General features: G+C 66.4%; 14 protein-coding genes. 9 read left to right on the top strand and 5 right to left on the bottom strand.

Annotated elements, in window-relative coordinates; genetic code table 11:
* Window positions 1-202 precede the first annotated feature (202 nt).
* Complete coding sequence (locus E4S61_RS20470; RefSeq protein ID WP_135305787.1) at window positions 203-1,039, top strand: hypothetical protein; 837 nt, start codon at window positions 203-205, stop codon at window positions 1,037-1,039.
* 23 nt (window positions 1,040-1,062) lie between these two features.
* On the opposite strand, the gene E4S61_RS20465 is transcribed toward E4S61_RS20470, so the two are convergent.
* The gene (locus E4S61_RS20465) at window positions 1,063-1,635 is read right to left on the bottom strand and encodes a cysteine hydrolase family protein (RefSeq protein ID WP_135305786.1); all 573 of its coding nucleotides are present in this window, start codon (window positions 1,633-1,635) and stop codon (window positions 1,063-1,065) included.
* 81 nt (window positions 1,636-1,716) lie between these two features.
* Here E4S61_RS20465 and E4S61_RS20460 point away from each other — a divergent pair, with 81 nt between their 5' ends.
* Window positions 1,717-3,219: an Hvo_1808 family surface protein gene (locus tag E4S61_RS20460; RefSeq protein WP_135305785.1), complete on the top strand. Its 1,503-nt coding sequence runs from the start codon at window positions 1,717-1,719 to the stop codon at window positions 3,217-3,219.
* Window positions 3,212-4,546 (top strand): Hvo_1808 family surface protein, encoded by a 1,335-nt coding sequence (locus E4S61_RS20455; RefSeq protein WP_135305784.1) that lies wholly within the window; start codon window positions 3,212-3,214, stop codon window positions 4,544-4,546. Before E4S61_RS20460 ends, E4S61_RS20455 begins: the two co-directional genes overlap by 8 nt.
* Before the next feature lie 17 nt (window positions 4,547-4,563).
* Here E4S61_RS20455 and E4S61_RS20450 read toward each other — a convergent pair whose 3' ends face one another.
* On the bottom strand, window positions 4,564-5,358 hold the full coding sequence (locus tag E4S61_RS20450; protein ID WP_135305783.1) for a DUF3592 domain-containing protein: 795 nt from the start codon (window positions 5,356-5,358) through the stop codon (window positions 4,564-4,566).
* A gap of 133 nt (window positions 5,359-5,491) precedes the next feature.
* On the opposite strand from E4S61_RS20450, the gene E4S61_RS20445 reads away from it, so the two are divergent.
* The 4 genes from E4S61_RS20445 (at window position 5,492) to E4S61_RS20430 (ending at window position 7,886) form a co-directional block, all read left to right on the top strand.
* Entirely contained in the window at window positions 5,492-5,689 is a 198-nt protein-coding gene (locus tag E4S61_RS20445; RefSeq protein WP_135305782.1) for a hypothetical protein, read from the top strand.
* 89 nt (window positions 5,690-5,778) lie between these two features.
* A complete protein-coding gene (locus E4S61_RS20440) occupies window positions 5,779-6,945 on the top strand; it encodes a nicotinate phosphoribosyltransferase (RefSeq protein ID WP_135305781.1) in 1,167 nt (388 codons plus the stop codon).
* Between the two features lie 281 nt (window positions 6,946-7,226).
* Entirely contained in the window at window positions 7,227-7,511 is a 285-nt protein-coding gene (locus E4S61_RS20435) for a DUF6360 family protein (RefSeq protein WP_135305780.1), read from the top strand.
* 75 nt (window positions 7,512-7,586) lie between these two features.
* Window positions 7,587-7,886: a CPCC family cysteine-rich protein gene (locus E4S61_RS20430; RefSeq protein ID WP_135305779.1), complete on the top strand. Its 300-nt coding sequence runs from the start codon at window positions 7,587-7,589 to the stop codon at window positions 7,884-7,886.
* On the opposite strand, the gene E4S61_RS20425 is transcribed toward E4S61_RS20430, so the two are convergent.
* The gene (locus E4S61_RS20425) at window positions 7,883-8,737 is read right to left on the bottom strand and encodes a ZIP family metal transporter (protein ID WP_135305778.1); all 855 of its coding nucleotides are present in this window, start codon (window positions 8,735-8,737) and stop codon (window positions 7,883-7,885) included. The two genes, E4S61_RS20430 and E4S61_RS20425, sit on opposite strands and share 4 nt — an antisense overlap.
* Before the next feature lie 218 nt (window positions 8,738-8,955).
* Between E4S61_RS20425 and E4S61_RS20420 the strand changes: the two genes are divergently transcribed.
* On the top strand, window positions 8,956-10,308 hold the full coding sequence (locus E4S61_RS20420; RefSeq protein ID WP_135305777.1) for an aryl-sulfate sulfotransferase: 1,353 nt from the start codon (window positions 8,956-8,958) through the stop codon (window positions 10,306-10,308).
* A gap of 82 nt (window positions 10,309-10,390) precedes the next feature.
* Here E4S61_RS20420 and E4S61_RS20415 read toward each other — a convergent pair whose 3' ends face one another.
* Window positions 10,391-11,074, bottom strand: a complete 684-nt coding sequence (locus E4S61_RS20415; RefSeq protein ID WP_135305776.1) for a helix-turn-helix domain-containing protein — start codon at window positions 11,072-11,074, stop codon at window positions 10,391-10,393.
* 84 nt (window positions 11,075-11,158) lie between these two features.
* On the opposite strand from E4S61_RS20415, the gene E4S61_RS20410 reads away from it, so the two are divergent.
* Window positions 11,159-11,764, top strand: coding sequence for a methyltransferase family protein (locus tag E4S61_RS20410; protein WP_135305775.1), 606 nt, complete (start codon window positions 11,159-11,161; stop codon window positions 11,762-11,764).
* Between the two features lie 4 nt (window positions 11,765-11,768).
* Here the strand turns inward: E4S61_RS20410 and E4S61_RS20405 are convergent, their stop codons facing one another.
* On the bottom strand, window positions 11,769-12,905 hold the full coding sequence (locus E4S61_RS20405) for a site-2 protease family protein (RefSeq protein WP_135305774.1): 1,137 nt from the start codon (window positions 12,903-12,905) through the stop codon (window positions 11,769-11,771).
* Between the last annotated feature and the right edge of the window lie 51 nt (window positions 12,906-12,956).

Below are 12,956 nucleotides of genomic sequence, written 5' to 3'. Positions count from 1 at the left end.
GACGGCAAGGACTAAACGCTCCCGTCGGAGCCGTAGCTGGAGAACGATGGCGAACAGGCGACACTTGACGACCGCGACGGGGTGTGTCGCGCTCCCGCGAACCCGTCGCGGAGATAGTTACCTCACGATCTGGCATGGCCTCGTCACTCGACTTGAACTCTCGGACGATAAGCACATACTTCGCGCTCACCAACCCCTTCCGATGGCAGTCACCGTCCCGCGGGAGGTACTCCACCGGTACTACCGCTTCTCGCTGTACAACTCGCCGTTCGACGCCCACGGCGGAGGGTGTGCGATAGACCTCTATCCCGAAGGCCAGCGAGCGCCCTCACCCGTCGCCGGCGAGGTCGTCGACACGAAACAAGTACGCGCGCCGCCGAAACCGTACGCCGCCGAGAGCGACTACTTGATTCTAATCGACACCGGCGAGTACGTCGCCCGGTTGCTCCACGTGAAGCCGAGCGTCGAACCGGGCGAGCCAGTGGCCGTCGGCGACGATCTCGGCGAGCTCGTCCGTGCCGGTTTCTTCGCGCCGTGGGTCCCGAACCACGTCCATCTGGGCTTTCGCGCGCCCGACGCGAACCCCTATCGAGCAGCCGGGTCCCTACCGATTTCGGTCGGCGTCAGCGTCGAACCGCTCGCGTGGGACGGCACTGGCACCGTCGTCGAGGCAGGCGAGACGTGGGCGCGCCTCGACAGTCCCGAGCACCCGACACCCGGTGAGCGGTTCGCGGGGATAGCGAACGAAGGCGGAGACGGCGGCGCCGCTGCCGGTGTTTTAGACGGCGGGCTCCCGCACTACGACGGTGGCGGGGTACTGGGCGGGGACGGGACCGAACGGTCCGCACTTGCGGGAAGCCGGGTCGGAACTGTCGACGGCCGCACAGTCGCATGGGACGACGTAACAGTGTGTGCGAACGGCGACCCCGTCACCGGCCTCGCACTGTTCTGTTCGCGCGACGACGCGGGCGCGAAACTCGTCGGCGAGAGCGTCGAGCTGGCGGTGGGGGACGACGTGACCGTGACTATCGACCGCTAGTCGCCGTGAACCGGGTCGCTCATTCAGGCGAACTCGATCTCCTCGCGGTCGGTCACCTCGCCAAAGAGCCAGTCGGCGTGCTCTAGGGCGTACTCGCGATGGTCCTCCTCGATGAATCCGATGGCGTCCTCGGCAAGAATCGGGCGGTAGTCACGCAGGCCCGCGCTGGAGGCCGTATGGAGGACACAGACGTTCGCCAGCGTCCCGCAGACGACGAGATCGTCGATGCCGTGGGCGTCGAGCCACCCTTCCAACTGCGTCTGGTAGAAGGCGTCGTAGGTGTGTTTGACGACGACCAGTTCGTTCTCGCGGGGGTCGAGTTCCTCGACCAGTTCCGCCCCCCACGACCCTTCGAGGACGTGTTCGCCCCAGCGGTCGAACTCGTCGTAGTAGTGGGCGTCCTCGAATTGCTCCGGGGGATGGACGTCCCGCGTGAAGACGACGCTCACACCCGCCTCGCGGGCATCCTCGACCAGTTCTGTGATGGGGTCGATGGCCGCCTCGCTGTCCGGTGCGTAGAGGCTCCCGTCGGGGTGACAGAAGCCGTTCTGCATGTCCACCACGACGACGGCAGTATTGGCCTGGTTCAGTTGCATATTCGACGGTTCGGTCGCCGCCCCTACGAACCTTCTCCCGTGCGTGTCACTTTTCACCATCCTCCCCCTTCGAGAGGGTAGATGCGCCGTCAGTCCGCCGTCCTCGTCTGTGCCGTGGCCCTCCTGCTGACCGGCTGTCAGGGGTTCGGAGCACCCGGAACCGAAACGGACGCGGAACAGACGCAGACGCCGGACGCGGTGTTCACGCTCGAACTCGAAAACGACACGAGCGACAGCACAAGCGGTAGTTCGGCCCAGAGCGGAACCGCGCCGCCGGACCCCGAGCGCGACCGACTCGGCTGGGAGAGCGGTTACTGGCACAACGAGACGCTCGCGGTTTCGACCGAGGACGGGCTCAACGAGAGCGAGCGACGCGCCGTCGTCGCCCGGTCGATGGCCCGCGTCGAGTTCGTCCGGCAACTGGAGTTCGAGAAGCGAGTGCCGGTCGAGGTCGTCTCCCGCAAGGCGTTCCGAGCGAACCGAAGTCAGCGCGACGGCCCGGGCGAGGCGCTCAGCCGGTTCGACAACGCGAAGTTCGAGGCGCTGTTCCTCGTCGGCGAGGACCGCGACTCCGTCGCCGTCCAAGAGAGCACCCTCGGGTCGAGCGTGCTCGGGTACTACAGTCCGAGCGAGGACCGCATCGTCGTCGTCAGCGACTCCGCGACGCCGACGATAGACGAGGCAACGCTGGCCCACGAACTCGTCCATGCGCTCCAAGACCAGCAGTTCGGCCTCGGCGGTGGTGACGCCGCGACTCGTGACGCTTTACAGGGCCGCAACGGCCTCATCGAGGGTGATGCGGGCGCGACCGAGGCCCGCTACACCGCCCGCTGTGGCCAGCAGTGGCAGTGCTTACCGAGCGAGTCCGGCAGCAATGGCAGCGGTGGCGACCGACACTTCGGGCTCTCCTACCTGCTTTATTTCCCGTACAGCGACGGACCTGGATTGGTCGAGAACCTGTACGAGCGCGGCGGCTGGGCGGCGGTGAACGACGCCTACGACGAGAAGCCACAGGGTGCACGCGAGGTCATCGTCCCCGATGAGTACCCCGACTGGGAGCCACGCGAGGTGACGCTCGAAGACCGGTCGAGCGACGAGTGGCAGCGGGTCCGGCCCTCGGCCGACCGCGACCGTCCGGACTACGCCGTCCTCGGCCCGTCGGCCATCGCCGCGACGATGGCGTACACGCTGACCGACGACTACAACGAGTCAGCCATCGTCGATCCGCGAGCGGTCTTCAACTATCAGGAGAACGGCTCGGTCGACAGCAGCGACCCCTACAACTACGCCCTCCGGTCGGCCGAGCAGTGGGACGGCGGCCGCATGTACGTCTACACGGACGGGTCGGAGTCGGCCTACGTCTGGCGGACCGTCTGGGAGGACGAAGCCGCGGCCCGGACGTTCGCGGAGTCGTGGGCCGCCGTTATCCGGCACTGGGGCGGCACGCGTACCGCCGACGGAAACTGGGTGCTCGCCGAGGACAGTCCCTTCACCGACGCCGTCGCCGTCCGCGTCGAGGGCGAGACGGTCACCGTCGTGAACGCACCGAGCGAAGCGGAACTCAGAGAGGTCTACGATGCGTAGAGAGCTACTACTCGCACTGACTATCGTGTTGGCCGGCTGTACCGTCCCCTCCTTCGGCGGGAGCGGGAGCGACCACCCTGCGACGCCGGAGGGGGGTGACACCCTCGGCTGGGAGAACGGCTACTGGTACGACGACTCGGTGAGCGTGACGACCGAGGACGGCCTCAACGCGAGCGAGCGCGAGGCCGTCACCGCCCGGACGATGGCCCGTCTCGAACGGATACGCGAACGGGAGTTCACGCAGCCCGTCCCCGTCGAGGTTATCTCGCGGGCGGAGTACCGCAACCGCTCGCGGGGCAACCAGAGCGGGGCCGCCGGGCCGCCCGCGGACCCGTGGAACGACCAGGTGTGGGAGTCGCTGTTACTCATCGGCGAGGACGAGGGGAGCAGCGAGGCCATCGACAACACGCTCTCGTCGTCCGTCCAGGGCTTTTACTCGCCGAGTCGGGACCGAATCGTCATCGTCAGTCCGACGGAGACGCCACAGGTCGACCGGGGGACGCTCTCGCACGAACTCACCCACGCCTTACAGGACCAGCAGTTCGGCCTGAACACCTCTGCGAAGACACAGGACACCCAACTCTCGACGGACGGCGCGATCGAGGGCGAGGCCAACTACATACAGGCGCTGTACCGGAACCGCTGTGACGGGCAATGGTCCTGCATCGCGAACCCCGAGACGAGCGGCGGGGGCGGCGGCAGCAGTAGCATGAACCCCGGTCTGTTCACCGTCATTATCCAGCCGTACGCTTCGGGACCGCGGTTCGTCGACAGTATCCGCGAGGACGGCGGCTGGGACGCCGTCGACGCGCTTCACCGGCAGTACCCCAACAGCACCGAGCAGGTCATCCACCCCGACCGCTACCCCGACGAGGAACCCGTCGAGGTCACCGTTCCCGACCGCTCGAACGACGAGTGGTCGCGCTTCGATCACGACCCGGTCGGTGACACCGTCGGCGAGGCCTCCATCTTCGCCACGATGTACCACAACAACCAGACCGACGCCGACCGCTACTCCTACGTGAGCGACCCCTCCGAGGGATGGGCCGGTGACAAGGTCGTCCCGTACAAGAACGGCTCCGGTGGCGGCGGCTACGTCTGGGTCAGTACGTGGGACAGCGAGGACGACGCCCGCGAGTTCGCACAGGCGTACCGAGCCGCGCTGGTAGAGGAGCACGGCGCGACCCAGCCCCGGGAGAACGTCTACGTCGTTCCCGAGTCCAGTTCCTTCGAGGACGCCTTCCGCATTACTCAGTCGGGTGACACCGTCCGCATCGTCAACGGGCCGACGATCGAGGACCTGCGCGCCATCCACCGACCCCAGTAAGGTGAGCCGCAGGTCGCTCACTCCAGCAACGATTGGTACGCCCCGCGGCCGAACGCCAGCACCGCGCCGACGCCGGTGAAGATGGCCGTCTCGTCGTACGGCGGTCGGGAGACGATGACGAAGCCGACGACAGTGACGAAGATTCCAAGTCCGACCGCGAGCCACGCCGCCTGTGCTGCCCGCCCGGTTAGCGGGGCCGAGTCGGTCGATTCCGATGCCGACGCCAACGAAGCCGAATCGCGGTCGTCGAGTATCGCCGTCGGGTCGTCGGGGACAGCGTGTCGCCGCTCGGTGCTGTCGCTCTGTTTCCCCTCTGGACCGAGCGGAATCCGCGAGAGAACGACCCCGATGACCCGCGTCCGCGGCGTGAGCACATCGCCGAGCAACAGCAGTCCGACCGCGAACAGAACGCCGCCGGGGAAGAAGGCGAACCGACGGCTGAGATGCGCGCTCTCGGGCGAATCCGGGTCGTAGTACACTGTGACCCGTTCGCCCGCGCTGTACCGGTCCAACACCTCCGTGGCCCGACTGCGCGCGTTCGTGTCGATTTCGCCACCGAGTGCGACGTTCCGACCGGTGTAGTTCTGTCCCTCGACCCGATACGAGTAGGTCACGTTCGGTTCGTAGTATCGGTTGCCGCCGAGGTGGATGCGACCAACGTGCTGTGTCGTCTTCATCTCGGCCGACTGGACCGTTCCCGTCGTCCGTTCGTACGTCGTCGCCACCACGTACTGTTGGCCGGCGAACCAGCCACCGAGAAGGAGCAATGCGACGGCGAGGAGGAGGGCGATCGACCGGCGAGGACCGAGCATAGCGTTCGTGACATAACGGCCGGAATAAAGCGTCTCGACACGCTGCTGTCTCGATAGCAGTATAGATGTCGACTTACCAGACAGTATCCCTATTACACACATTCTTATAGATGCGGTTACACTATCCGCATAGATGCAATCGATGGCTCCCCCTACGGCAACGGCCCGGGCCGAAAAGACACACGACTGCCCGCTCTGTGGTCACGAACTGGCGGCGGCCAACGACGTGTACGTCCACCTGCAGGTCAGTCACCGTAAGAGCGAGATAAGCGAGGCGCTCATACAGGCGACCGCGGACGAATCCAACCAGTCGGTCGTCGCTGAACGTTAGTCACGGCACGGCGAACGGAGACAGCGACTCGTCGTCGCGACCGCCGTTCGGACCCGCGTCCTTTTTGAACCGCCGTCCGAAGGCCGGGTATGACCGAGGAGTTCGACGTTATCTCGCCTGAGACCATCCGCGAGGGACGGGCGACCGACGCCTACTTCGACCGGACGATGGAGGCCCTAGAGCACGCGGGAAAGAATCCGAACGTGGTCGCCGAAGTGACCGCCAGCCAGTTCGGCACCGGTGAGTGGCACCTGCTGGCCGGCCTGAAAGACGCCGCGGCGCTGCTGGAAGGGCGAGCGATAGACGTCGACGCGATTCCCGAGGGACGACTGTTCGACGGCGGCCCCGTAATGCGAATCGAGGGCCCCTACAAGGAGTTCTGTCGGCTAGAGACTGCGCTGTTGGGCTTTCTCTCGCACCCGACCGGCGTGGCGACGCGCGCCCTCGAAACCCGCTCCGCCGCGCCCGACTCGACGGTGCTCTCGTTCGGGTCCCGACACGTCCACCCGTCGCTGGGCGCGATGATAGAGCGCTCGGCCCTGCTGGGCGGGCTCGATGGCTTCTCGAACGTCGCCGCCGAGGACGCGACCGGGCGGAAAGCCGGCGGGACGATGCCCCACGCGCTGGTCATCTGCTTCGGCCGTGGCAATCAGGAAGACGCGTGGCGGGCCTTCGACGAGGGCGTCCCCGCGGAGACGCCCCGCATCGCGCTGACCGACACCTACAGCGACGAGGTCGACGAGGCGGTGCGGGCCGCCGAGACAATCGAGGAGTTAGACGGCGTCCGCATCGACACGACCGGCTCTCGCCGCGGCGACTTCCGGCACATCCTCCGCGAAGTCCGCTGGTCACTGGACGCCTACGGTCACGAGGACGTGGACGTCTTCGCCTCCGGCGGATTGGGCCCCGAGCAGCTACGCGACCTGCGGGACGTGGCCGACGGCTTCGGCGTCGGCGGCTACGTCTCCAACGCCGACCCGCTGGACTTCGCGCTGGACATCGTCGAAGTCGAGGGCGAACTCGCGGCCAAGCGCGGGAAGTTGACCGGTAAGAAGGCGGTGTACCGCACCGCCGACGGCGGCCACCACATCGGCCTCGCCGACCGCGAGGCTCCCGAAAACGCGGAGTCGCTCATGGAACCGCTCATTCGAGACGGCGAAGTGGTGCGGGCGTTCGACCTCGATGTGGCCATCGACCGCGCCGCCGCCGACGCCGAAGCGGTCGGATTCACGAGCGAGAACGGCGAGGACGAGTAGAGCGGCGCTCGTCGGCGGTGCGACGGCCGCCTGTTTCTGCCGGTGACGCAACCGTCCGGGTGGAATGAAAGGGGCCGGCCGGTCGCGTCGGAGAGAAGTCGCCTGCTCGGCCACTATCCGAGTGAGGCACGAGCGAGGATATGTCGAGCAGCGACCGCGACCGGCCGGGGGCTTTCTACACTGCTGGAGCGGTACCGCTGTCGCACTACACGAACGGTGGTCTACGTCTGCTGTCGAGTCGAGTGACCGAGGTTAAGTTCACAGCGACGCTACGAGCGGGCATGGCAGACCGCATCATGAAGGTCAACGCGTACACGACGTTCGACCTGCTCGACGGGACGGTAGAGGGCCAGGGGTTCGATGAGGAGGCGCTCGCGGTGTTGAACGTCACCGCGCCGCGGGAGAACCCTGACCACGTCTCCCTGCAGTTGGAGATGGACAACACGCAACTCGACTCGGTGAAGCCCCACGCCGATTCGGTGACGCTCTCGGCGGCACAGGCCCGCGAACTCGCCGCCGAACTCGAAGAGTACGCCGACAAAGTCGAGGCCGCACAGTCGGAGTAGGGGCGTCATCCGGCGGTTTCACGGCGTCGTGAACGACCCGCCACCTATTTGTCACGACAACGCATACCACTGCCCATGTCCACCGACGTACCCGGGAACCCCGCGGCGCGGGAACTGGGCTACTGCCCGTGCTGTGGCTATCGCACACTTCCGCAGGGGGAACCGGGCTCCTACGAGATGTGTCCCGTCTGTCACTGGATGGACGACCCGCATCAGTTCGGCGACACCGACTACGTCAGCGACACGAATCACGTCTCGCTTGCGACCGCGCGCGAGAACTTCCGCGAGCACGGGGCCTGCGCGCCCGAGGAGGCAGACGGCTCCGTCGCTGCCGACGAGTTTGACCGGGACCCCAACTGGCCGTACGACCGTTAGGCCGCAAGCGAGATATCGAGGTACAGCATGACGATTGCGCCAGCCATCAGCCCCAGCGTCGCCACGCGCTCGTGGCCGCTGCGGTGGGTTTCGGGGATTATCTCGTCAGAGATGACAAAGAGCATCGCGCCCGCGGCGAAGCCCATCGCGTAGGGGAGGAGCGGTTCGACGACGGTGACGGCGATGGCACCGAGAACCGCGAGCGGAATCTCGACGACGCCCGCTCGGACGCCCGCGACGACGGCGTAAAAGCGCTTATCGAGGCCGGCGTTGATGGCGGCCACCGAGACGGCGAGCCCCTCGGGGATGTTCTGGATGCCGATGGCGAGCATCAGCGAGAGCGCGCCGCCGAGTTGCGACGGGTCGGTCGCCGCCGCGCCGAACCCGACGCCAACTGCGAGTCCCTCTGGCATGTTGTGGAGCGTGATGGCGAGAATGAACAGGACGACGCCGGTCAGCCGTTCGTCCGAACCGGGCAGGGACTCGGTGGGGCCGGCGGCGTCCGAGCGCTTGCGGCCAGTCAACAGGTAGTGGGCGTGGGGCGTGAAGCGGTCGGCCTGGTCGAGAAAGAGCGCACCGAGCGCGACGCCTAGTAGCGTCGGTATCGGGTTGCCGCCGGAGTACTCCTCGATCCCGGGGAGGATGAGACTCGTGAATGCCGCCGCCAGCATCACGCCCGCGGCGAACCCGAGTGCGATATCGAGGGCCCGCTCGGAGGGGTCTCGCCACACCAATACGAGCGAGGCCCCAAAGAGGTTCATTCCCGCGATGACGATGCCACCGACCAACCCCATCACCAGCGGGTCGGTCCCCACCAGCGACACGAACAACTCGACGAGTCCCGACTGCATCGTCGGGACGTGTGGCGGCAGAGGATTTGTAGCTACCGCCGCGCGATTAGTAGTGATTCCGTGTGACGAACTCGGGACTGGAGGGTGGCTGAGACCGCCAGAAAATCCCGGTTCTCTCAGTTTTGGCTCGCGGGCGAAGCCCGCTCGCCAAGACGCGGGACCTTCGGTCCCGCGCTACCCCGGAAGGCTTTTTTCCGCCCTCAGCCCAGATGACGACGATGGAACGTGCCTCGCGCGGTGTCGCCCTCGTTGCGGTCAGCCTCCTGTTGTTCTCCAGCATGCTCGTCGTCGGTGCGGTGACGGCCCCCGACCGGGGTGTCGGCGGCGAGAGCTACGACACCGCAAACGCCAGCGCCAACGGTAGTTCGAACGTCACCGGGACGCTCGTTGGCTCTCACGGCGGCGGTCCCGGCTGGCACGGCAAAGGCAGTGTCTACCTCGTCCGAAACGGCTCGATCGCCTGGCAGGAGGGAAGCGCCGACAGCTACTTCGACGTGACGCGGCTCCCCAACGGGACGGTCATGGCGGGGTTCATGCACTCGGGCTACGAGACCGGCTGTGCGCCCTACGATGCGCCGTGTACCAAGACAGGGTTCCGCATCATCGACCCCCACGCCGCCGGCGGGCCGACGGTCCTCAGCGAGTACGCATTCCCGGTTCGAACGGGCAAGAACAGCGAGACTCACGACGTCGAGCGACTGGAGCCGGGCGTGTTCCTCCTCTCCGATATGGAACACGAGCGCATCTTCATCGTCGAGGACGGCAAGGTAACGTGGCAGTGGAACGCCTCCCAGTTCTACGACCCGCCGCCGGACGCGACCAAGCACGACTGGCTCCACATCAACGACGTGGACGCCATCAGCGACACGCGCTATCTCGTCTCGGTGCGTAACTCCAACCAGCTGCTCATCGTCGAGCGCGGCGAGGGTGTCGTCGAAGTCGTCAACGAGGACCGCGGCACCGACGACGAGGCCTGCAGCGGCGGCGGCAAACAGCTACTGGACTTCGACGACGATGGCAAGGTCCGCTGTGGCGACCCGAGCGTGATGGACCACCAGCACAACCCCCAGTGGCTCGGCCCCGGCGCGATACTGGTCGCCGACTCCGGGAACGACCGCGTGGTCGAACTCCACAAGCGAGACGGCCGCTGGGTACCCGTCTGGTCGCTCGAAAGCGCCGGCGGCATGGACCTGCACTGGCCGCGGGACGCCGACCGACTCGACAACGGCAACACGCTGGTGACTGACACACTGAACAAGCGTGTCTTCGAGGTGACGAAAAACGGCACCGTCGTCTGGAGCACGGGGACGCCGAGTAACTCTCCGATTCCGTACGAGGCCGAGCGACTTCCCGAGGGCGAGCGCGCCGGCGCGACTCCCTACGAGGCGTCCGGTGACGGCGTCCGCACTGTCGATAACGACGTGCCCGGCCTCTCACTCGCACTAATCGGTCTCAGAGCGGTCGCCCCGCAGACGCCGTTCTGGTTCGTCGAGACCCACCTCGCGCTCTCGCTGGTGGCACTCGTCGGCGTCGTCGTCGGGAGCGTCGACTGGTTCCGACAGCGACGGTGACTCATACGGATTGTTGTAGTCTCGTACCGGTATCCTCGGGCCCGGTGTGACGATTGCCGGGAAACAGCTACAACAATCCGTATCACTCGCTCGTCTGTCGGCCGTACCGACGGGCGAGACGACGCATGACCTGCGACTCGGCTTTCTGCAGGAGGTCAGACGCTGTGCTCGCCGCGCAGCCGAGTTCGTCGGCGACCGACGCGACGCCGGCCTCGCGGGGCACCGCGTAGAATCCCAGTTCCGCCGCGACCTCGACGGCTTCGAGTTGGCGGTCGGTCAGGCCGCCGACCACTGGGGCGTGCCGCCGGTCGTACTCGCCGATGGCTTCGACGGTCACGTCGATGTCTTCGGGCAGAGCCGAAAGCATCGTCTGTAGGTCCTCGCCGGTCCCCACGAGCGTCATGTGGAAGGCAGCGTCGCTGTCGTAGACGACAGGTGGGACGGGAACGACGCTCAGGTCGGCGAACGACTCTCGCCACGACCGGTCCTCCGACCGCGTCTCCTGACAGATGTAGGCGTAGAACGCGCCGTCGGCGACCGATGTCAGGTCGTACCAGCGAATCGACTCGACGGCGTCGAGCGCCGCCGCGTACGGCTCCCGCTCGGCTTCGACGTAGAACAGAACGTACTCGACCGGCTGGTCGCCGCCGATGCCGGCCCACGCCTGTAGCTCCTCGTACTCGACGACGTCCTCGTCGCGGATGAACGCCTGCATCGGATGGAGCATCCACCGCGGCTGGCGGAGGTAGACGTCGAGGTACTTCACGACGAGCGGTTGTCCCCGAGAGATATTTAAATCACCTAGTAGCGCCGGGGCAACTCCCACGCCCTCGCATCGGTAAGCGAAGATATGGACTGGTCGCTACCGCTCATCGCGTTCACGGTGGGGTTCGTCGCCGAATCCGCGAATCTGGTCGGAATCGCGTCGAGCGCGCTCGGGTGGGTAGACTACTGGCCGCCGGGCGAACGTGGGTGGCGGTACTACATCCACTGGACGCTCGAACAGACGTTCAACGTCTCCTTACTCGTCGTTACGTATTTCGTCTGGAACAGTCTCGGCTTCCCGACGCCGGTGCTCGTCGGCGGTGCCGTCTGCTTTGCCGTCCCGTTCGCCGGCGCACTACTCGCCGGGCAGGACCTCGGGAGCGAGGAGACGATGGGTCTCGAAGGCGAGTTACAGACCGGCGGCTGGTATCGCTACTCTCGCAATCCGCAGTACGTCTGTTACATCGTCGCGACGGTCGGGTTCGCCGTCTTCGCGGCGACGCCGCTGGGGTTCGCGCTGTGTACCGTCTACCTCCTGTCGTGGGTGACGCTCCCGTTCGCGGAGGAACCGTGGCTGCGCGAGCAGTACGGCGAGGCCTACGAACGGTATGCGGAGCGAGTACCGCGCTTCGTCGATTCCGCGTCTGTGCGAGCACTCGCCGACCGACGGTCGGCCGCGGACGCCGAGTAGGGATTTAGAACGGGTCGCCAGACCCGACCAGCCGCCGCATCTCCATCGCCGAGGAGAAGTCCTCTCGCGTGACGACGTGGACGCCGTCCGGTCCCTCGACGAGAGCGGCGCTGGCCCGAGCGGTGTCGAGTTCGACCAGCGCGTCGAACGCCGACGTATCGGCGTCGAGCCGGGGGAGGTCGGTCTCCATCAGGTCGCCGACGGTATCGGCCGCACGTTCGGCCTGCGAGAGTTCCCGGAAGTCCGCGACGGTGACGACGCCGACAACCTCGCCGCCCTGCGTGACCGTGAACTCCGTCGAGCGGTCGGCGAACATCCGGTCGACGAGGTCCTCGACACTTTCGGTCGCGTCGATGGTCAGCGCCGACGGCCGGGCGACGTCGCCGACCGTGAGTCCCTCCAAGAGGTCAGCCAGCGCGACCGTTCGGGACTCGCCTGTGGCGGCGGCGTAGATGAACAGCGCCAGCAATAGCAGAATAGGGCTGAAAGAGAGGACGCCGAAGACGGCAAAGAGGACGGCGAAGAACGTACCGATGCGAGCGGCGATGCGCGTTGCCGATGCGTACGGCCGGTTCCGGGCCAAGAGCGCCCGCAGGACGCGCCCGCCGTCCATCGGAAACGCGGGCAGCATGTTGAATCCCGCGAGGACGAGATTCGTCACGCTCAGCCAGCCGACGACGAACAGCGAGACCGTCGCGCTGGTCGGGAGCGCGAACAGCCCGGCGTAGCAGACGATTCCGACCAGAATGCTGGTTATCGGGCCGGCGACGGCGATCCAGAACTCCCGGTTCCACTCTCTGGGCATCTCCTTGAAGCTCGCCAGCCCGCCCAGAATCCACAGCGTGATGGACTCTACTTCGAGGTCGTAGCGCATCGCCGCCCACGCGTGGCCGAGTTCGTGCAGCGTGACGCTGGCGAACAGCCCCACTGCCGCGAGCGTTCCGACCAGCCACGGTGTCGTCCCGGCCTGCAACCGGGCGAGGTCTAGTTCTGTCCCGACGAGGCTCCCCACGATGCCGGCGTAGAACTCTATCTGTGCGCCGCTCCCGATGAGCCACGCGAGCACCGGCAGAAACACCAGCAGCGAGATGTTGACACGGATGGGAATGCCCCACACCGTCGTGATACGATAGTTTCGCACGAACGAGGGAAAGGGCGGCTACCAGTAATATTTTCGCCCGACGCGCCCGCC

It is taken from the genome of Haloarcula amylovorans (assembly GCF_004681185.1).
Classification (GTDB): Archaea; Halobacteriota; Halobacteria; order Halobacteriales; family Haloarculaceae; genus Haloarcula; species Haloarcula amylovorans.
The sequence above is the reverse complement of the archived record's forward strand: the minus strand, read 5'-3'. Positions and strand labels throughout refer to the sequence as shown.

What these genes read in the sequence shown, in the direction of transcription:
- E4S61_RS20470 (WP_135305787.1), top strand. Translation starts at nt 203, where the DNA reads ATGGCAGTCACCGTCCCGCGGGAGGTACTCCACCGGTACTACCGCTTC.
- E4S61_RS20465 (WP_135305786.1), bottom strand. Translation starts at nt 1,635, where the DNA reads ATGCAACTGAACCAGGCCAATACTGCCGTCGTCGTGGTGGACATGCAG.
- E4S61_RS20460 (WP_135305785.1), top strand. Translation starts at nt 1,717, where the DNA reads ATGCGCCGTCAGTCCGCCGTCCTCGTCTGTGCCGTGGCCCTCCTGCTG.
- E4S61_RS20455 (WP_135305784.1), top strand. Translation starts at nt 3,212, where the DNA reads ATGCGTAGAGAGCTACTACTCGCACTGACTATCGTGTTGGCCGGCTGT.
- E4S61_RS20450 (WP_135305783.1), bottom strand. Translation starts at nt 5,358, where the DNA reads ATGCTCGGTCCTCGCCGGTCGATCGCCCTCCTCCTCGCCGTCGCATTG.
- E4S61_RS20445 (WP_135305782.1), top strand. Translation starts at nt 5,492, where the DNA reads ATGCAATCGATGGCTCCCCCTACGGCAACGGCCCGGGCCGAAAAGACA.
- E4S61_RS20440 (WP_135305781.1), top strand. Translation starts at nt 5,779, where the DNA reads ATGACCGAGGAGTTCGACGTTATCTCGCCTGAGACCATCCGCGAGGGA.
- E4S61_RS20435 (WP_135305780.1), top strand. Translation starts at nt 7,227, where the DNA reads ATGGCAGACCGCATCATGAAGGTCAACGCGTACACGACGTTCGACCTG.
- E4S61_RS20430 (WP_135305779.1), top strand. Translation starts at nt 7,587, where the DNA reads ATGTCCACCGACGTACCCGGGAACCCCGCGGCGCGGGAACTGGGCTAC.
- E4S61_RS20425 (WP_135305778.1), bottom strand. Translation starts at nt 8,737, where the DNA reads ATGCAGTCGGGACTCGTCGAGTTGTTCGTGTCGCTGGTGGGGACCGAC.
- E4S61_RS20420 (WP_135305777.1), top strand. Translation starts at nt 8,956, where the DNA reads ATGGAACGTGCCTCGCGCGGTGTCGCCCTCGTTGCGGTCAGCCTCCTG.
- E4S61_RS20410 (WP_135305775.1), top strand. Translation starts at nt 11,159, where the DNA reads ATGGACTGGTCGCTACCGCTCATCGCGTTCACGGTGGGGTTCGTCGCC.